This is a genomic window from Pseudomonas sp. NPDC087814, assembly GCF_044742865.1.
Classification (GTDB): domain Bacteria; phylum Pseudomonadota; class Gammaproteobacteria; order Pseudomonadales; family Pseudomonadaceae; genus Aquipseudomonas.
Window position 1 is genome coordinate 1 of sequence record NZ_JBIUVK010000043.1, and the last position, 18,257, is coordinate 18,257.

At 61.6% G+C, this 18,257-nt stretch carries 13 protein-coding genes; 8 read left to right on the plus strand and 5 right to left on the minus strand.

From position 1 onward, the window contains the following. Positions 1-684: 684 nt before the first annotated feature. The 3 genes from ACIOMR_RS24025 to ACIOMR_RS24035 form a co-directional block, all read right to left on the minus strand. Positions 685-1,584: a hydroxymethylglutaryl-CoA lyase gene (locus ACIOMR_RS24025; protein ID WP_003211808.1), complete on the minus strand. Its 900-nt coding sequence runs from the start codon at positions 1,582-1,584 to the stop codon at positions 685-687. 12 nt (positions 1,585-1,596) lie between these two features. Continuing rightward, positions 1,597-1,995 (minus strand): MerR family DNA-binding transcriptional regulator, encoded by a 399-nt coding sequence (locus ACIOMR_RS24030; protein WP_003211806.1) that lies wholly within the window; start codon positions 1,993-1,995, stop codon positions 1,597-1,599. A 67-nt stretch (positions 1,996-2,062) separates the two neighbouring features. Then, the gene (locus ACIOMR_RS24035; RefSeq protein WP_003211805.1) at positions 2,063-2,992 is read right to left on the minus strand and encodes a LysR family transcriptional regulator; all 930 of its coding nucleotides are present in this window, start codon (positions 2,990-2,992) and stop codon (positions 2,063-2,065) included. 150 nt (positions 2,993-3,142) lie between these two features. On the opposite strand from ACIOMR_RS24035, the gene ACIOMR_RS24040 reads away from it, so the two are divergent. Then, positions 3,143-4,372, plus strand: coding sequence for an acyl-CoA dehydrogenase (locus ACIOMR_RS24040; protein WP_003211803.1), 1,230 nt, complete (start codon positions 3,143-3,145; stop codon positions 4,370-4,372). A 139-nt stretch (positions 4,373-4,511) separates the two neighbouring features. On the opposite strand, the gene ACIOMR_RS24045 is transcribed toward ACIOMR_RS24040, so the two are convergent. After that, positions 4,512-5,852 (minus strand): substrate-binding domain-containing protein, encoded by a 1,341-nt coding sequence (locus ACIOMR_RS24045; protein ID WP_003211801.1) that lies wholly within the window; start codon positions 5,850-5,852, stop codon positions 4,512-4,514. Positions 5,853-6,053: 201 nt separating this feature from the next. Further along, positions 6,054-6,866, minus strand: a complete 813-nt coding sequence (xthA, locus tag ACIOMR_RS24050; protein WP_102369515.1) for an exodeoxyribonuclease III — start codon at positions 6,864-6,866, stop codon at positions 6,054-6,056. Positions 6,867-7,069: 203 nt separating this feature from the next. Here xthA and ACIOMR_RS24055 point away from each other — a divergent pair, with 203 nt between their 5' ends. The 7 genes from ACIOMR_RS24055 to ACIOMR_RS24085 all read left to right on the plus strand — a co-directional run bounded on the left by ACIOMR_RS24055 (position 7,070) and on the right by ACIOMR_RS24085 (position 18,104). Then, complete coding sequence (locus ACIOMR_RS24055) at positions 7,070-7,720, plus strand: N-acetyltransferase (RefSeq protein ID WP_003211798.1); 651 nt, start codon at positions 7,070-7,072, stop codon at positions 7,718-7,720. Positions 7,721-7,784: 64 nt separating this feature from the next. Continuing rightward, entirely contained in the window at positions 7,785-9,512 is a 1,728-nt protein-coding gene (locus tag ACIOMR_RS24060) for an autotransporter assembly complex family protein (protein ID WP_023658973.1), read from the plus strand. Beyond that, positions 9,512-13,195 (plus strand): translocation/assembly module TamB domain-containing protein, encoded by a 3,684-nt coding sequence (locus ACIOMR_RS24065; protein WP_401196772.1) that lies wholly within the window; start codon positions 9,512-9,514, stop codon positions 13,193-13,195. Before ACIOMR_RS24060 ends, ACIOMR_RS24065 begins: the two co-directional genes overlap by 1 nt. A 145-nt stretch (positions 13,196-13,340) precedes the next feature. After that, on the plus strand, positions 13,341-13,814 hold the full coding sequence (locus ACIOMR_RS24070; protein WP_003211792.1) for a MarR family winged helix-turn-helix transcriptional regulator: 474 nt from the start codon (positions 13,341-13,343) through the stop codon (positions 13,812-13,814). Further along, positions 13,811-15,274, plus strand: coding sequence for an efflux transporter outer membrane subunit (locus ACIOMR_RS24075; RefSeq protein ID WP_008432421.1), 1,464 nt, complete (start codon positions 13,811-13,813; stop codon positions 15,272-15,274). Before ACIOMR_RS24070 ends, ACIOMR_RS24075 begins: the two co-directional genes overlap by 4 nt. A gap of 15 nt (positions 15,275-15,289) precedes the next feature. Next, complete coding sequence (locus ACIOMR_RS24080) at positions 15,290-16,507, plus strand: efflux RND transporter periplasmic adaptor subunit (protein WP_087694799.1); 1,218 nt, start codon at positions 15,290-15,292, stop codon at positions 16,505-16,507. Between the two features lie 64 nt (positions 16,508-16,571). Then, positions 16,572-18,104 carry a DHA2 family efflux MFS transporter permease subunit gene (locus ACIOMR_RS24085; RefSeq protein WP_003211786.1) on the plus strand — a complete coding sequence of 511 codons (1,533 nt, stop codon included), beginning with the start codon at positions 16,572-16,574 and terminating at the stop codon, positions 18,102-18,104. The last annotated feature ends 153 nt before the right edge of the window (positions 18,105-18,257 follow it).

Below are 18,257 nucleotides of genomic sequence, written 5' to 3' on the forward strand. Positions count from 1 at the left end.
CACCGAGCCTAGGCGAGGTGCCGAGTGGTGGGGCAAGAGCGTTTTGCTTACTTTTGCGCTGTTCAAAAGTGAGCCGCTGTAAGAGCGGAACCAATCTCAGCCATCACCCAAAAAACGGATATACACGCAAATCACCTTCCCCGAGAACGCACAAAGGGGACCCGAAGGTCCCCTTTAATTTTGTCGTTGCGTGCTCTTTTTTTATTATTGAGGGGCGGTCTATTGTTGTTTTTGGCAACCGTGGCCCTTTACCGCAGTTTTTGGCAACCCCCATCCGGGGTCAAGAGCAAACGTATTTTTTTGAGCGCTGATCTGCTTCTTCGCACGCGATCCAACCAGTGGGTAGCTACCTTGAGGTAGTTTTTTGTTCTTCTCTATCCGGTTGCGGGTTTCGACAAGCCGTACCCTGCGAAGCACATCTTCTCCAAAAAAATCTGTTAGCTGCGTCTCTGCCGTGTTGTTTTTGTTATGTCAGAGTCGTTACGTCTTATTTTTATTAGGTTTGGTGCTTTTTATTCTTGTTATGCAATAGAGATAGCAGAAGCCGTGCCAACTTTATAAAGTCCTTTAAAATCAATGCCTTGATTTTTTGGCGAGAAATTTCCTTCAGGAAATGCGACAAAATATGTTCCCGTGTTACCCGATGTGTAGCCGCGAGGTAACACATCGTCACAAGCGCACTACTCAACCGGCGCTGCGAGCCTTCGCCACGCGCGAACCGGTTGGGCGGCCGAGTACCGTACAAATTTGCTGACCCGCCAGAATCAGCTTGTCCATGTCGATACCCGTCTCGATGCCCAAGCCATTGAGCAGGTACAACACATCTTCAGTGGCAACGTTACCGCTGGCCCCCTTGGCATAGGGGCACCCGCCGAGGCCCGCAATAGAGCTGTCGAACACCTGGATACCTTCCTCAAGGCTGGCGTAGATATTGGCGATGGCCTGGCCATAGGTGTCATGGAAGTGCCCGGCCAGCTTGTCCCGTGGCACCTGCGCGCCGACCACCTCGAACATCCGGCGTGTTGCGCCTGCAGTGCCGGTGCCAATCGTGTCGCCCAGGGACACCTCATAGCAGCCCATGGCGAACAGCTCGCGAGCGACTGCCGCGACCTGTTCCGGCGCGACCTGACCTTCATAAGGGCAACCCAACACACACGACACATAACCCCGCACACTCACACCGTGCTGCCTGGCCGCGTCCATGATCGGCACGAAGCGTTCCAGGCTTTCGCTGATGGAGCAGTTGATATTGCGCTGGGAAAACGCCTCGGAAGCCGCCGCAAATACGGCCACTTCTTTTACGCCCGCCGCCAGTGCATCTTCAAAACCCCGCAGGTTTGGCGCCAGCGCGCCATAGGTCACGCCCGGCTTGCGCTGGATCTGCGCAAACACCTCGGCCGACCCGGCCATCTGCGGTACCCATTTGGGCGACACAAAACTGCCGACTTCGATGTAACCCAGGCCGGCGGCACTCAGGGCGTCCACCAATTGCACCTTGTCGGCGACGCTGATGGGTTGCGCTTCATTCTGCAGGCCGTCGCGGGGGCCCACTTCCACCAGGCGCACATGAGAGGGGAGGGACATGGCAGCTACCTTTTATGAATGGCCAACCTGGCCCTGAATGGTCTGTTCCAGCGCCTGGGTGCAACGCTCTTCGGCGGTGTCCAGTTCGAGCTTCATCTGTTCGATGTCGAGCAACTGTTGTTCCAGCTGCTCGCGGCGCTCGGCGATTTTCGCCAGCATGCTGTGCAGCTGTTTCTGGTTGCCGCTGGTAGGGTCGTAGAGTTCGATCAGTTCCCGGCACTCGGCCAGGGAAAAACCGATGCGCTTGCCCCGCAGGATCAGCTTCAGGCTGACCTTGTCGCGGGGCGAATAAATGCGCTCCTGGCCCCGGCGTTCCGGGGACAGCAGGCCTTGTTCTTCATAGAAACGAATGGCGCGGGTGGTGATGTCGAGCTCGCGGGCGAGGTCGGAGATGCTGTAGGTCGTGCTCATGAGGGCGCTCAAGGAGTGTCTTGAGCGTTAAGCTAATGGCTGGTTGACGTTAACGTCAAGCTCGCTCCTACAGTTTGTCCAGCTTCTTCTCATGGGCCGTCACCTGCTGGCACAACTCGATCATCTGCTCGCGCATCCAGCGGTTGGCCGGATCCTGGTCGGTGCTTTCATGCCAGTACAGATGGGTTTCCACCATCGGCACATCATTCACCGGCAGGTTGAACCAGTGCAGTTCATGGCGCCGTGCGAAGCGCTCCGGCACGGTCATTACCATGTCGGTCTGTTGCAGCACCTGCGAGGCCATCAGGTAGTGCTGGGAGCGCAGGGCGATCTTGCGTTGCAGGCCCATCTTGCCCAGCGCCAGGTCGACATGGCCCAGGCCGTTGCGCCGGCTGGAGATATGAATGTGGGTCAGCGACAGGTAGTCATCCAGCGTCAGTTTGTCCTTGCCCGCCATCGGATGGCCCTTGCGCATGGCGCACACGTAGCGGTCTTCCATGAGCTTGACGTGGCGCACTTGCGGGTCGGTGTTAAGCGGCGCATCCACGGCAAAGTCCAGGCGACCGGCCGCCAGTTCCTTGGTGGTTTCCCGGCGCTTGGACAGGAAGCTCTCGATTACCACCGTAGGTGCCAGGCGGCGCAGACGCTGGAACAGCGGCGGCAGAATCACCGCTTCGGTGAGGTCGGTCATGCTGATGCGGTAGGTCTTGGCCGCCTGTTGCGGGTTGAAGATCCGGCTTTCCTGTACCGACACCCGCAGCAGCGACAGCGCGTTACGCACCGGGCCAATGATGTTCTGGGCCATGGGTGTGGGCACCATGCCTTGGGCTGTGCGCACGAACAGCGGGTCGTTGAAGGTCTCCCGCAGGCGGGCCAGAGCGTTCGACACCGCAGGTTGAGTAATCCCGACAATCTGCCCGGCGCGGGTCAGGTTGGCTTCGGTGTAGATCGCGTCAAAGACGATGAAGAGGTTGAGGTCGACCTTGCTCAGATTCATTTCGCTGCGCTCTTATTGTTAGGTGTCCATACGCCGATCATATATCGGTGATGAATGTTAATACACGCCGAGAATAGGCTAGGTAAATTATCAACGCTGTTCTAGCATCGATTCATGACCTCAACAACCTCCATTGAGAAGGTGCTGCCCATGGATTTCGCCTATTCGCCCAAGGTTCAGGAACTGCGTGAACGCGTCACCGCGTTCATGGATGCCTACGTCTACCCGGCCGAGCCTGTGTTCGAACGCCAGGTTGCCGAAGGTGACCGCTGGCAGCCCACCGCCATCATGGAAGAGTTGAAGCTCAAGGCTAAAGCCGAAGGCCTGTGGAACCTGTTCCTGCCGGAATCCGAATTGGGCGCCGGCCTCACCAACCTGGAATACGCACCCCTGGCCGAAATCATGGGCCGCTCCTTGCTGGGGCCGGAGCCGTTCAATTGCTCGGCACCGGATACCGGCAACATGGAAGTGCTGGTGCGCTACGCCAACGAAGAGCAAAAACAGCGCTGGCTCGAACCGCTGCTGCGCGGCGAAATCCGCTCGGCATTTGCCATGACCGAGCCGGACGTGGCTTCCTCCGACGCCACCAACATGGCCGCCCGTGCAGAACGCGACGGCGACGAGTGGGTGATCAACGGTAAAAAATGGTGGACCTCCGGCGCCTGTGACCCGCGCTGCAAGATCCTGATCTTCATGGGCCTGAGCAACCCGGATGCGCCGCGTCACCAGCAGCACTCGATGATCCTGGTACCGGTGGATGCGCCCGGTGTGAAGATCGTGCGCCCGCTGCCGGTGTTCGGCTACGACGACGCACCCCATGGCCACGCCGAAGTGCTGTTTGAAAACGTCCGCGTGCCGTACGAAAACGTCCTGCTGGGCGAAGGCCGGGGCTTTGAAATTGCCCAGGGGCGCCTTGGTCCGGGCCGTATTCACCACTGCATGCGTTCCATCGGCATGGCCGAGCGCGCGCTGGAACTGATGTGCAAGCGTTCCGTCAGCCGTACCGCCTTCGGCAAGCCGCTGGCCCGCCTGGGTGGCAATATCGACAAGATCGCCGACTCGCGGATGGAAATCGACATGGCGCGCCTGCTGACCCTGAAAGCTGCCTACATGATGGACACCGTGGGTAACAAGGTCGCGAAAAGCGAAATCGCCCAGATCAAGGTGGTGGCGCCGAACGTGGCGTTGAGGGTGATCGACCGCGCCATCCAGATCCACGGTGGCGCCGGCGTATCCAATGACTTCCCGCTGGCCTACATGTACGCCATGCAGCGCACCCTGCGCCTGGCCGATGGCCCGGACGAAGTGCACCGCGCAGCAATCGGCAAGTTCGAGATCGGCAAGTATGTGCCGCGGGAAATGATGCGCAGCGGGCAGTAAAACCGAGGTGTCTTCATCGCAGGCAAGCCAGCTCCCACAGGGGAATGCAGTCAACTGTGGGAGCCGGGCTTGCCGCGATGAGGCCAGTTGATCGTTCCCACGCTCTGCGTGGGAATGCTGCCCCGGACGCTCCGCGTCCTCAATACACCCAAACCTCTACCCGCCGATTCTTGATCCGTCCCTCATCTGCCGTATTTGCCGCCACCGGCATCTCGGCACCGAACCCCTGAATGTCCCTCAGCACCACGCCGCTTTTAACCAATTCCCGGCGCACCGCCATCGCCCGCAACTTCGACAATAGCGCCGCCCGCTGCGCATCACTCTTGGCATCCCCAAACCCCACCAGCGTCACCTGCTTGTCCAGCTTGCCGTGGCTCTTTATATAAGCCACTACCCGCATCAGGTCCTGGCGCGCCTTGTTGTCGAGGCTGGCACTGCCTTCCTCAAACCGGAAATTCACCGTCAGGCGCTGCGCTTGTCGGGCAATCGCCTGGTAATCCCCGGGCATCGGCGCCCGTGGTTCCACCGCCATGGCCTGCACCTGCTGTGCGATAAAACCGTTGGCGGCGACGATCGCCTGGCCTTTGCTGCTTTGCGCAAAGTCCACCAGGGCCTTGGCCCAGGGGTTTTGTGCAACAGGTGGCAGGTAGAAGAACAACCGGCGTGACAGTGGGTAGTCCTCGGTGGCGATCAAACTGTTCAGCGGCAGCATTGGCTGCGAGTCGCCATCGACGATGGCCACCGCCTTGGCCTGGCGCACATAGGGCAATCCGATAAAACCGATGCCCTGGGGGTCATGGCTGACAGCATCCGACAACTGCTCGCTGGATTCGAAGCGCTTGGCGCTGCCATCCAACGACTTGCCGCGCCGGCTGAGCACCAGTTCCTTGAAGGTGTCATAGGTGCCGGATTGATCATCCCGCGCGTACAGGTGAATCTGGCCACCGATGCCGCCCAGTTGTTCCCAGGTCGAGACTTCGCCGCTGAAGATCTGCGCCAGTTGCGCGGTGTTCAGCGTCCCCAGCGGGTTGCGTGGGTTGAGGATGATCGCCAGCCCGTCAATGGCGATGACCTGTTCGGCGTCGGGGCTTTTCAGGTCGCCGAGGGCTTCGAGGTCCACCAGTTCGCTGTCCTTGATCGGCCGGGAAGACGCTGCGAGGTCGGCGCTGGCGTTTTTCAGGGCTGCGAACCCGGTGCTGGAACCATGGGCCGCCACTTCCACCGTCACCTTCTGGCCCTGGCGAGTCTTGCCGACGATGTGCTGTTCGTTGGCCTGGTCAGATGGCTCGCTGTGCACCGCTTGCAACCCCTGTTGCTCCATCAGCCCCTTGACCAGCGCCGGGCCAAGTGCCGCGCCGATGGTGTTGGAACCCTGGATGCGCAAGGCCGGGCCATGTTCGGGGAAGGGCAGAGGGGTGGAAAAAGCGGCGAGGGGAAATGCGCTGAGCAGGGCCAGCAGGGATAGAACGCGCAGCATCATGCCGGCACCTTCTCAAGCCAAAGGGAGTGCCGCGAGATTAAGTCAGAGAGGTTTCAGCAATATGACCGGCATCACGCCGTCAAAAAGTGTGGGAGCGGGCTTGCTCGCGAATACGGTGTGTCAGTCGACGTATCCGGTGACTGACACACCGTATTCGCGAGCAAGCCCGCTCCCACATTTAACGGCGCTGCTGTTAAGAAATCAGCTCAATTCCAGCCATATCGGTGCATGATCGGAGGGTTTTTCCATGCCGCGCAGGTCGTAGTCCACACCGGCATCCTTCACCCGGGGCAACAAGCCTTGGGAAGCCAGGATCACGTCGATTCGCAGCCCGCGCTTTGGCTCGTCTTCAAAACCACGGCTGCGGTAATCGAACCAGCTGAAGCGGTCTGCCACATCCGGGTTGAGGTGGCGGAAGCTGTCCACCAGGCCCCAGTTCTTCAGGCGGGCCATCCACTCGCGTTCTTCCGGGAGGAAGCTGCACTTGCCGGTCTTCAGCCAGCGCTTGGCGTTGTCGGCACCGATGCCGATGTCGCAGTCTTCCGGGGAAATATTCACATCCCCCATTACCACCACGGCCTGTTCATTGCTGAACTGCGACTCCAGGAGGGTTTGCAGGTCCTCGTAGAAGCGCTGCTTGGCCGGGAACTTGGTGGGGTGGTCGCGGCTTTCGCCCTGTGGGAAATAGCCGTTCATGATGGTAATCGGGTTGCCGTTGGCGTCGGCGAAGGTGCCCCAGATAAACCGGCGCTGGGCGTCTTCTTCGTCACTGGCAAAGCCTTTGTGCAGCGCCAGCGGTTCCTGGCGCGAGAGCAGGGCAACACCGTAGTGGCCTTTCTGCCCGTGGTAATACACGTGATAGCCGAGGGCCTTGATCTCATCCAGCGGGAACTGGTCGTCGTGGACCTTGGTTTCCTGCAGGCCGATCACGTCCGGCTGGTGTTTCTCGATCAGTGCCGCCAGCTGATGAGGGCGGGCGCGCAGCCCGTTGATATTGAAAGACACGATTTTCATGGTCGGCGGTCCAGTCTGGCAAAAGGGCGATGCTAGCCGACAATGTAGGACGGGAGCCAGCCTTGTAGCAGCTGCCGAGGCACAAGGCTGCGTTGGGCTACGAAGCGGCGTCCGGTGGCTACACTGAACGAAACAGTGCCGCAGACGTTCGTAATAACAAGAGCGCGACCTTTTGAGTCAGCGCCCAGGGGAGATTCACTGTTATGCCTGACACCTCGACTGCCATCGCCCAGATCCACATGCTCGACAGCGGCTATTCCCGCGAAGCCCGTTCGCTGTTGTACCAGGCCTATCGCCATGAGCCGACGTTCGCCTACATCTTCGAAGCCGAACGTCCCGGTTACGAACAGCGGGTGCGCGCCACGGTGCGTGAACTGGTCAAGCAGCACTTCTTCCAGAAACTCCCGGCGATTGGCCTATTGGTCAACGACCGGCTGATCGGCATCGCCCTGATCGCGCCACCGACCCGCCGCCTGGGCATCACCGAAAGCTGGGCCTGGCAGTTGCGCATGTGGCTGAGTACCGGTGTGCGCGGTACCCGGCGTTACCTGGAATACCATCAGGCAGTGCTGGCGTGCCTGCCCTCGGATTCGGTGCATGTGCTGCCGTTGCTGGGGATTCACCCGCAATTCCAGGGCAAGCACTACGGTGAGCAACTGCTGGAAGCGGTGCACAACTGGTGCGCCGAAGACCCGCATTCCTCGGGCGTGGTGCTGGACACGGGGAATTCTCGCTATCTGGAATTCTATAAGCGCCAGGGCTATGAAGAGATCGGCGAGGTCGCTGTAGGACCGGTACTGGAACACGTGTTCTTTCACGCAAATCCGCAGGTGTTACAGGCTGCAACGGTTTAAGACAGAATTATTCAGACAAATCCGGGTTCTAACTCGCTCCCAAGCTCGTGTAGCATCCCGGCCTATGAAGTTTCCAGGAAGATTTACCAGCGGCTTGATTCTGCTGTTCACGAGCTGCGGCGCCTTGGCGCAAAGCGAATTGGATGTGCGCATCAAGCCTTCAAACGACGCGTTGAAAGCCAACATCGAAGGCTATATCGGCGGGGTCGGCGATCGTGACGAAGAAGCCCTGCTGCGGTTCAGCCGTGGCGCCGAGGAGCAGGCCCGCAAGGCTGCCCAGGCGTTGGGCTACTATCAACCGCAGATTGCCAGCGATGTGAAGGGCGGCAAGAACCCGCGCCTGATCCTCACCATCGACCCCGGCGAACCGGTGCATTTGCGCAATGTGACGATTCGGGTCGATGGCCAGGCCGCCGACCTCAAAGCCTTTCGCGTGCCCGCCAGCGACCAACTCAAATCCGGCGCCGTGCTCAACCACGGCAACTACGAAGACGCCAAGCGCGTCATCCAGAACCAGGCGTCACGCTACGGCTTTTTCAGCGGGCGCTTTACCAGCCAGAAACTCTCGGTCGACCCCAAGGCGGGGGTGGCCGATATCGAACTCATTTACGACAGTGGCCCACGCTACACCTTGGGCAAGGTCAGCTTTGCCGGCGACACGCCGTTTGATGAAGACCTGCTGCAACGCATGGTGCCGTTCAAGAGCGGCGCGCCTTACGACTCCGAACTGATCGCCGAACTCAACCAGAACCTGCAATCCAGCGGCTTTTTCGAAGGCGTGCGCGTGGACGCCGCCCCGGCGGCCTCGACCAATGACGTGATCCCGGTGGCCGTGCAACTGGAAACCCGCAAGCCGCGCACCATGGGCCTGGGCCTCGGTTACTCGACCGATGTCGGCCCGCGGGGCAAGGCCAACTGGACGCGCCACTGGGTCAACCCCCAGGGCCACAGTTATGGCTGGGAAGCCGAGCTTTCCGCGCCTCGGCAGAACGTCGGGTTGTGGTACGACATTCCCATGGACCCGCCACTGACCGACAAATTGCGCTTTGCCGGCGGCTACCAGAATGAAGAAATCGCCAACACCGACACCCTGAGTAAACTGCTCACCCTCGGCCCCGAGTGGCACAGCAAGTTGCCCAGCGGCTGGACGCGGGTGATCTCGCTCAAATGGCAGCGCGAAGAATATCGCCTGGGCAACGACTCGGGCCTGAGTACGCTGCTGATGCCCGGCATCAGTTATTCCTACCTGCGCAGCGACAACCGCATCGACCCGCACAATGGCTATCGCCTGCTGTTCGACGCCAAGGTCGCCAAGGAAGGCCTGGGTTCCGACACCAACCTGCTTTACGGCACGGCGACCATCAAGGGCTTGACCACCCTGTGGGACAACCACCGTTTCCTGGCACGGGCGCAGTTTGGCGGCAGTGCCACCAATGGCTACAAATCCGTGCCGCCGTCGTTGCGCTTTTTTGCCGGTGGCGACCAGAGCGTACGGGGTTACGAGTACCAGACCCTGTCCCCGGAAAACGATCGTGGCGACCGCATCGGCGGCCGCTACATGGTGGCCCTGAGCGCCGAGTACCAATATTCCATCGCCGAAAAATGGCGGATCGCGACCTTTATCGACCAAGGCAACTCGTTCAACACCCTGGAAATGCCGAGCCTGAAAACCGGCGTGGGTGTGGGTGTGCGCTGGGTGTCGCCGGTTGGCCCGATCCGCCTCGACCTGGCCCATGCCCTCGAAGATCCGGGCGGCATTCGTTTGCACTTTTCCATGGGGCCTGAGCTGTGATGCGTGGTTTGAAAATAGCGGGGCTGGCCATTCTGGCGGTCCTCGCGGTGATAGTGCTGGCACTGTGGACGGTGCTGGGTACCCAGGTCGGCAGCCGGTGGGTGCTGGGCCAGGTGCCGGGTTTGACCGTGGAAAATTTCCAGGGTCGCCTGGGCGGGCAGTGGAGTGCCGACCATCTGTTATGGCAGCAGGACAGCAGCCGCGTGGAGCTTCAGGCGCCGAAGTTCGACTGGTCGCCCGCGTGTTTGATGCGCATGACCTTGTGCATCAACCAACTGGATGTGGAGCAGGTGAGCCTGCAATTTCCACCCGGCACCGAAGAAAGCAGCGGCCCGATTACCCTGCCGGACCTGAAACTGCCGGTCGCCCTTCAGTTGGGTGACATCCGCGTTGGCAGCCTGCTGTTCAATGGCAGCGAAGAGCTCCAGGGCCTGCAGCTGGCGGCGCACTGGACTGCCGCCGGGATGCAGATCGATTCGGTGCACCTGCAACGGGACGGTTTGGTCCTTGACCTGTCCGGCCTGCTGCAACCCACCGGCAATTGGCCGCTGGCCGCCAGCGGCAACCTGAGCCTGCCTTACGCGCCGGGCGGTGCGCCCTGGACGCTGGCGCTCAAGGTCGATGGCGATTTGCTCAAGACCCTCAAGCTCGACGCCGACAGCAGCGGCTACCTGCCGGCCAAGCTCAGCGGCGAATTGCAACCGCTGGTGGAAAACCTGCCGGCGCAGTTGCACATCACCGCCGACGGCTTCAAACCCAGCGCCGATTTGCCCGATACCCTGCAACTCAATCAGCTGGACCTGACCGCCAAGGGCGACCTGAGCAACGGTTACCAGTTGCTGGGCAAAGCCGTACTGCCCGCGGAAAAAGGCCCGGTGGACCTGCTGCTGCAAGGCAAGGTCGACGCCAAGGGCGCGCAGATCGCCGGGCTGGATTTGAATGCCGGTGACAAGCAAAGCCTCAAGCTCAGTGCCAATCTGGACTGGCAGCAAGGCTTCAGCGCCGACGCGAAAATCGACTGGCTGGATTTCCCGTGGCATCGCCTGTACCCCGTGATCGACGAACCCCAGGTGGCCTTGCGTACCTTCAATGGTGAAGTTTCCTACAAGGACGGCAACTATCTGGGCAACTTCAAGGCCGACCTCGACGGCCCTGCGGGCAAGTTCAGCCTGGCCAGCCCGTTCAGTGGCGACCTCAAGCAAGTGTTCCTCCCCGAGTTGAAACTCGCGGCTGGTCAGGGCAAGGCCGAAGGCCACCTGAACCTGCAATTTGCCGATGGCATCGCCTGGGACACGGCGCTGGACCTGTCGGCGATCAACCCGGCGTATTGGGTCGCGGAGTTGCCCGGCACCCTCGCGGGCCCGTTGCGCAGCAAGGGTGAAATGAAGAACGAGCAACTCAAGCTCAATGCCGACCTCGACCTCAAGGGCCGTCTGCGTGGCCAACCTGCCGTGCTCCAGGCCAAGGCCGAAGGCGCAGGCGAGCAATGGACCCTCGGCACCCTGGACATTCGCCTCGGCGACAACCGCATCTATGGCAGCGGCAGCCTGCAACAGCGCCTTGCCGGGCAGATCGACATCAAGCTGACGCGCCTCGCCCAGCTCTGGCCGCAACTGCGCGGGCAGATGAATGGTCGCCTCGACGTCGCCGGCACCCTGAAAGCGCCGCAAGGCAAGCTCAACCTGGTTGGCCAGCAACTGGCGTTTGAAGATAACCGCCTGCAAAACCTGACCCTGGACGCGAACCTGGATAATGCCCAGCGCGCCAAAGTCGACCTGAAAGGCAGTGGCATCCAGGCCGGTGAAACCCAGCTCGGCACCTTCAGTGCCAGCGCCCAGGGCGATATCAAAAGCCAGAAAGTCCAGCTCGACCTGGCCGGCCCGTTGCTCAAGCTGGCCCTGGCCCTGGACGGCAACCTCGACAAAGACAACTGGCGCGGGCGCCTGGCCAGCGGCGATGTGCAAGCCGGTGGCCAGGACTGGAAGCTGCAAGCGCCGGCGAAGATCGAGCGCCTGGCCGATGGCAAGCTGACCTTTGCGGCGCACTGCTGGGTCTCCGGCCCGGCGAGCCTGTGCGGCGAAGACCAGCGCCTGATGCCCGAGCCGAAGCTGCGTTACCACCTCAAGCAGTTCCCGATCGATAGCTTGGCGCAGTGGTTGCCCAAGGATTTCGCCTGGCAGGGCAAGCTCAATGCCGACGTGCAGCTCGACCTGCCGGCCAGCGGCCCCAAAGGCGTGGTCTCGGTGGACGCCAGCGGCGGTACCCTGCGGGTCAAGGACAAGGACCAGTGGCTGGATTTCCCCTACGACACGCTGAAGCTGGAAACCACCCTCAACCCCACGCGCATCGACACCCAGCTCAATTTCCGTGGCGGCAAGCTCGGCGAGTTGCTGTTGCAGGCGCAGCTCAATCCGCTGGCAAAGAACAAGCCGATCACCGGCAACTTCACCCTGACCGGCCTCGACCTCGCGGTGGCCCGCCCCTTTGTACCCATGGTCGAGAAGCTCAACGGCAAGCTCAACGGTAACGGGCGAATTGGCGGCAGCCTGCTGGCGCCTCAGGTCAACGGCAGCATCAACCTGGTGGGGGGTGAAATCTCCGGCCCGGAACTGCCCACCAGCATTGAAGGCCTGAATATCCAGGCGTTGATTGCCGGCGAAAGCGTGCAGCTCAATGGCGGCTGGCGCAGCGGCAAGGCCGGGCAGGGCACTATCAAGGGGCAGATCGACTGGGGCCAGGCCCTGGCGGTGGATATCGCGCTGCAAGGCACGCAACTGCCGGTCACCGTGGAACCGTACGCGGCCCTGGAGGTGGCGCCTGACCTGAAGATCAGCATGAAGAACGACAAGCTGGCGATCTCCGGCAAGGTGCAGATTCCCAAGGGCGAGATCACCGTGCGGGAATTGCCCCCATCGACGGTCAAGGTCTCGGATGACACGGTGATCGTCGGCAGCCAGACCGAAGAGGGCAAGCCGCCGATGGCCATGGCGATGGACATCGATGTGGAGGTAGGCAAGGACAAGCTGAGCTTCGCCGGGTTTGGCTTTACCGCCAACCTGCAAGGCCATGTGCACATCGGCGACAACATGGACACCCGTGGTGAACTGTGGCTCAACGACGGCCGCTACCGGGCCTACGGCCAACGCCTGACTGTGCGCCGCGCGCGATTGCTGTTTGCCGGGCCGATCGACCAGCCGTTCCTGGATATCGAGGCCGTGCGGATCACCACCGAGCCGTCCCGGACCGTCACCGCCGGTATTCGTCTGAGCGGCAGTGCCGAGCAACCGACTACGCAAATTTTCTCGGAGCCGGCCATGGCCCAAGAGGATGCATTGTCGTACCTGGTGTTGGGGCGTTCGCGCACCACCAACGGTGAGGACAACAACATGCTGGCCGAAGCGGCACTGGGTCTTGGGTTGATGGGCAGTGCCGGGGTCACGTCGGACATCGCCAAGAACCTGGGCATCCAGGACTTTGAACTGGACACCCAGGGCAGTGGCAACAACACCGCCGTGGTGGCCAGCGGCAAGATCTCCGAGAAGCTCAGCCTGCGTTATGGCGTGGGGGTGTTCGAGCCGGCCAACACCATCGCCTTGCGCTATTTGCTGAGCAAGAAGGTGTACCTGGAAGTGGCCAGCGGCGTGGCCAGCTCCCTGGATATTTTCTACAAGCGCGATTTCTGATCCGTCCACGGTAATGGTGGGAGCCTGGCTCCCACCATTTATCCGCTAATTAGCAAGCAACCTAACTATTCGTTTGACATTCGCTGCCTAGGCAGTAACATCGTGTCACACATTCACTGCTTAGGCAGTTAATAGGCTGGTCACGATGAAGCACTTCACCCCCGAAAACTTCCACAACTGCCACCTCGGCCTGCTGCTGGGCCGGGCTGCGCTGCTCAAAGACAAGATCATCGACACCCACATGGAACCCCACGGCATCACGGCCGCGCAGTTCAAGGTGTTGATCATCATGGCCCAGTACGGCGTCGACACCCCGGCCGAGCTGTGCCGCAACCTGTCGTTGGACAGCGGCTCCATGACCCGCATGCTCGACCGCCTGGAACAAAAGGACCTGCTGGCGCGCAAGCGTTCCGAGCAGGACCGGCGCCAGGTGCAGTTGGTGCTGACCGCCGAAGGCCAGCGCGTGGCCGACATGCTGCCGCACATCGGTGCCCAGGCCTTGAACCAGTTGGCGGGCGCCCTGGAGCCGGGTGAATTGCAAACCCTGGAAAAAATCCTGAAGAAAATTCTGATAGCTGCGGGTGACCCCATCACCATCCAGCGGGTAGGTAGTGCATGAACAATCGCTCCTTGCGTGCCGGCCTCAGCCTTGTGCTGGTGGCCATGACTATGGCCGGTTGTGCCAATTTCAGCGGCTTGGACACAGAAGGCAAACGCCTCGAAGCCAATAACCTGCAAACCGGCAAATCCCTCAGCGGCGTGACCCTGTCCACCGCTGCCTGGCCCACCGCCGACTGGTGGAAAGGCCTTGGCGACCCACAGCTCGACGGCCTGATCCAGGAAGCCCTGCAGAACAGCCCCGACATGCAAGTGGCCAGCGCCCGTGCCCACCAGGCCGAAGCCGCTGCCTATGCCGCCGACGCCGAGCGCATGCCAACCCTGGATGCCAGCGCCGGTGTCAGCCGTTCGCGCCTGGCCAAGGACCAGGACCCGTTGGGCCAGGGCGATGCCTACGCCACCGTGCGTAACATCGGTGCCAGCTTCAATTACAACTTCGACCTGTGGGGTGGCCAGCGCGCCGCCTGGGAAGCCGCGCTGGGCCAGGCCCGCGCTGCCGAAGTCGACCAACAGGCCGCGCGCCTGACCCTCGCGGCCAACGTCGCCAAGGCCTACAGCGACCTGGGCCAGGCCCATATCGTACGTGACCTGGCCAATGATGACCTCAAGCGCACCCGGCAGATGCTCGACCTGGGCCAGCGTCGCCTGAACTCCGGGATCGACAGCCAGTACCAGTACCAGCAAACCGAAAGCCTGGAAGCCAGCTCCCAGTCGCAACTGATCGATGCGGAAAAACAACTGCAGAGCGCGAAGATCGCCCTCGCGGTGTTGCTCGGCAAAGGCCCGGACCGTGGCAGCGAACTGGTACGCCCCAACGTGCTCAAGCCGAGCGCGGTTGCGGTGCCTTCGGTGTTGCCTGCCGAGCTGGTGGGCCGTCGCCCGGACCTGATCGCCGCACGCTGGCGGGTGGAGGCGGCGAGCAAGAACATCGCGGCCAGCAAGACCCGTTTCTACCCCAACCTCAACCTGAGCGCGAGCGCCGGGGCCGAGTCGTTGCTGGGGGATGCGATGTTTGGTTCGGCCAGCCGCTTCTTCAGCATTGCGCCGACCGTCTCGCTGCCGATCTTCGACGGCGGCCGCCTGCGCGCCGACCTCGACGCTCGCGACGCCGACTACGACCTGGCCGTGGCCCAGTACAACAAAACCCTGGTGCAAGCCTTGGGCGATATCGGCAACACACTCTCGCAATTGCGCGAGACCGGCCGGCAGATCCAGGCCCAGCAACACGCCGCTGACATTGCCCAGCAGTCCTACGACACCGGCGTCCAGCGTTACAGCTCAGGTATCGGCAATTACCTGGACGTGCTCAGCATCGAACAGCAACTGCTCCAGGCCCAGCGTCAGTTGGCCACCCTGAATGCCGAGCAAATCGATCTTTCGATTCAACTGATGCAGGCCCTGGGCGGCGGTTTCCACGCCGATAACGTGGCCTCGACCACCCCAGCCACGCGCACTGAATAATTCAAGGTACTTGTCATGGCCACTGCCGAAACCAGCAACAACGCTCCTGAAACAAACAAGGCTGAACAACCCAACAACAGCAACCCGCGCAAACGCAAAGTCATGCTGTTTGTGCTGGCGCTGATCGTCATCCTCGGCGCCCTGGGCGTGTGGGGTTGGTACGAATTGTATGGCCGCTTCAGCGAAAGCACCGACGACGCCTACGTCAATGGCAACGTGGTGGAAATCACCCCGCTGGTGACCGGCACCGTGGTGAGCATCGGCGCCGACGACGGCGACCTGGTGCATGAAGGCCAGGTGCTGATCAACTTCGACCCCAACGACGCGGCCGTCGGCCTGCAAAGTGCCCAGGCCAACCTGGCCCGCACCGTGCGCCAGGTGCGTGGTTTGTACAGCAACGTCGATGGCATGAAAGCCCAGGTGCTGGCGCAACAAGCCAACGTGCAAAAGGCCCAGGACAACTACAACCGACGCAAGAACCTCGCTGCCGGCGGGGCGATTTCCCAGGAAGAACTGTCCCACGCCCGTGACGACCTGACCTCGGCGCAAAACGCCTTGGCCAACGTGCAGCAACAGTTCAAGACCAGCAGCGCCCTGGTGGATGACACCGTGATTTCGTCCCACCCGGACGTGCAGGCTGCCGCCGCACAGTTGCGCCAGGCTTACCTGACCAACGCCCGTAGCACCCTGATCGCACCGGTGACCGGCTATGTGGCCAAGCGTACCGTGCAACTGGGCCAGCGGGTCCAGCCGGGTACTGCACTGATGGCCGTGATTCCGCTGGATCAACTGTGGATCGACGCCAACTTCAAGGAAACCCAGCTGCGCAATATGCGTATCGGCCAGCCGGTGGATATCGAATCCGACATCTACGGCAGCGACGTGAAATTCAGCGGCACCGTCGACAGCCTCGGCGCGGGGACCGGCAGTGCATTTGCCTTGCTGCCGGCGCAGAACGCCACCGGTAACTGGATCAAGATCGTGCAACGGGTGCCGGTGCGTATCCATGTGAACGCCGATGAGTTGGCCAAGCACCCGCTGCGGGTGGGCTTGTCCACCGTGGTCAACGTCGACCTGCACGACCAGAGCGGCCCGGTACTGGCCCAGCAGGCGCCGCAGAAGGCGTCGTTCACCACCAACGTTTACGACCGCCAGTTGGCCGAAGCCGACGCGATGATCACCCAACTGATCCATGACAACAGCGTCGCCGCTCCCAAGGCTGCCCAGCGCTGATTCGCCAATCCATCAGCTGCGGCCCCGGCGGCCGTAGCGCCAATCATGTTGCACAGGATTCGCGATGAGTAACGCTAACGCCTCCTTCACGCCGCCCAGCTTGCTGATGGCCACCATCGGCCTGTCCCTGGCGACCTTCATGCAGGTGCTCGACACCACCATCGCCAACGTGGCGCTGCCGACGATTTCCGGCAACCTCGGCGTGAGTTCGGAGCAGGGCACCTGGGTCATCACCTCGTTTGCCGTGAGCAACGCCATCGCGCTGCCGCTCACCGGCTGGCTGAGCCGTCGCTTCGGCGAGGTGAAGCTGTTTCTGTGGGCCACCATCCTGTTTGTGCTGGCCTCGTTTCTCTGCGGTATTTCCACCTCGATGCCCGAGCTGATCGGCTTTCGGGTATTGCAAGGCCTGGTTGCCGGCCCGTTGTACCCGATGACCCAGACGCTGCTCATCGCGGTCTATCCCCCCGCCAGGCGTGGCATGGCCCTAGCGTTGCTGGCGATGGTCACGGTGGTGGCGCCGATTGCCGGGCCGATCCTCGGCGGCTGGATTACCGACAGCTACAGCTGGCCGTGGATCTTCTTTATCAACGTACCCATCGGCATCTTTGCCGTGATGGTGGTGCGCTCGCAACTGAAGAAACGCCCGGTGGTCACCAGCTACCAACCGATGGACTACGTCGGCTTGCTGAGCCTGATCGTCGGCGTCGGCGCCTTGCAGATCATCCTCGACAAGGGCAACGACCTGGACTGGTTCGAGTCGAACTTCATCATCATCGGCGCGGTGATCTCGGCTGTCGCCCTGGCGGTGTTCGTGATCTGGGAAATGACCGACGAGCACCCGGTGGTCAACCTGCGGCTGTTCGCCTATCGCAACTTTCGCATCGGCACGATTGTGTTGGTACTCGGGTACGCGGGTTTCTTCGGGATCAACCTGATCCTGCCGCAATGGCTGCAAACCCAGATGGGCTACACCGCCACCTGGGCGGGCCTGGCGGTGGCGCCGATCGGGATTCTGCCGGTGTTGATGTCGCCGTTCGTGGGCAAATATGCGCACAAGTTCGACCTGCGCCTGCTGGCCGGGCTGGCGTTCCTGGCGATTGGCTTGAGTTGCTTCATGCGCGCCGGGTTTACCAATGAAGTGGACTTCACGCACATCGCCCTGGTGCAGTTGTTCATGGGGATCGGCGTAGCGCTGTTCTTCATGCCGACCTTGAGCATCCTGATGTCCGACCTGCCGCCGGCGCAAATCGCCGACGGCGCTGGCCTGGCGACCTTCCTGCGGACCCTGGGCGGCAGCTTTGCGGCCTCGTTGACCACCTGGATCTGGATTCGCCGGGCGGACCAGCACCATGCCTACATGAGCGAAAACATGACCACCTACGACTCGGCCACCCGGGACGCCTTGCAGGCGCTCGGCGGGGCAGGGCACAAGGCGTATGCGCAGTTGGACCAGATACTGACGAGCCAGGCGTACATGATGTCCACCGTGGATTACTTCACGTTGCTGGGGTGGATGTTCATGGCGTTGATCGTGATTGTATGGCTGGCGAAACCGCCGTTTGCAGCGAAGGCGGGGCCGGAGGCTTCTGGCCACTAAGCCTCAATCCATGATCATTCCCACGCTCCGCGTGGGAATGCCGCTTTGATGATCGTTCCCACGCTCTGCGTGGGAACGCCGCTTTGGACGCTCTGCGTCCGCTTTTGAAGGTCGTGACGCAGAGCGTCACAGGATGCATTCCCGCGCAGAGCG

Coding starts and splice junctions, on each gene's coding strand:
- ACIOMR_RS24055 (WP_003211798.1), top strand. CDS start 7,070: ATGCCTGACACCTCGACTGCCATCGCCCAGATCCACATGCTCGACAGC.
- ACIOMR_RS24035 (WP_003211805.1), bottom strand. CDS start 2,992: ATGAATCTGAGCAAGGTCGACCTCAACCTCTTCATCGTCTTTGACGCG.
- ACIOMR_RS24060 (WP_023658973.1), top strand. CDS start 7,785: ATGAAGTTTCCAGGAAGATTTACCAGCGGCTTGATTCTGCTGTTCACG.
- ACIOMR_RS24075 (WP_008432421.1), top strand. CDS start 13,811: ATGAACAATCGCTCCTTGCGTGCCGGCCTCAGCCTTGTGCTGGTGGCC.
- ACIOMR_RS24085 (WP_003211786.1), top strand. CDS start 16,572: ATGAGTAACGCTAACGCCTCCTTCACGCCGCCCAGCTTGCTGATGGCC.
- ACIOMR_RS24065 (WP_401196772.1), top strand. CDS start 9,512: ATGCGTGGTTTGAAAATAGCGGGGCTGGCCATTCTGGCGGTCCTCGCG.
- ACIOMR_RS24080 (WP_087694799.1), top strand. CDS start 15,290: ATGGCCACTGCCGAAACCAGCAACAACGCTCCTGAAACAAACAAGGCT.
- ACIOMR_RS24025 (WP_003211808.1), bottom strand. CDS start 1,584: ATGTCCCTCCCCTCTCATGTGCGCCTGGTGGAAGTGGGCCCCCGCGAC.
- ACIOMR_RS24070 (WP_003211792.1), top strand. CDS start 13,341: ATGAAGCACTTCACCCCCGAAAACTTCCACAACTGCCACCTCGGCCTG.
- ACIOMR_RS24030 (WP_003211806.1), bottom strand. CDS start 1,995: ATGAGCACGACCTACAGCATCTCCGACCTCGCCCGCGAGCTCGACATC.
- xthA (WP_102369515.1), bottom strand. CDS start 6,866: ATGAAAATCGTGTCTTTCAATATCAACGGGCTGCGCGCCCGCCCTCAT.
- ACIOMR_RS24045 (WP_003211801.1), bottom strand. CDS start 5,852: ATGATGCTGCGCGTTCTATCCCTGCTGGCCCTGCTCAGCGCATTTCCC.
- ACIOMR_RS24040 (WP_003211803.1), top strand. CDS start 3,143: ATGGATTTCGCCTATTCGCCCAAGGTTCAGGAACTGCGTGAACGCGTC.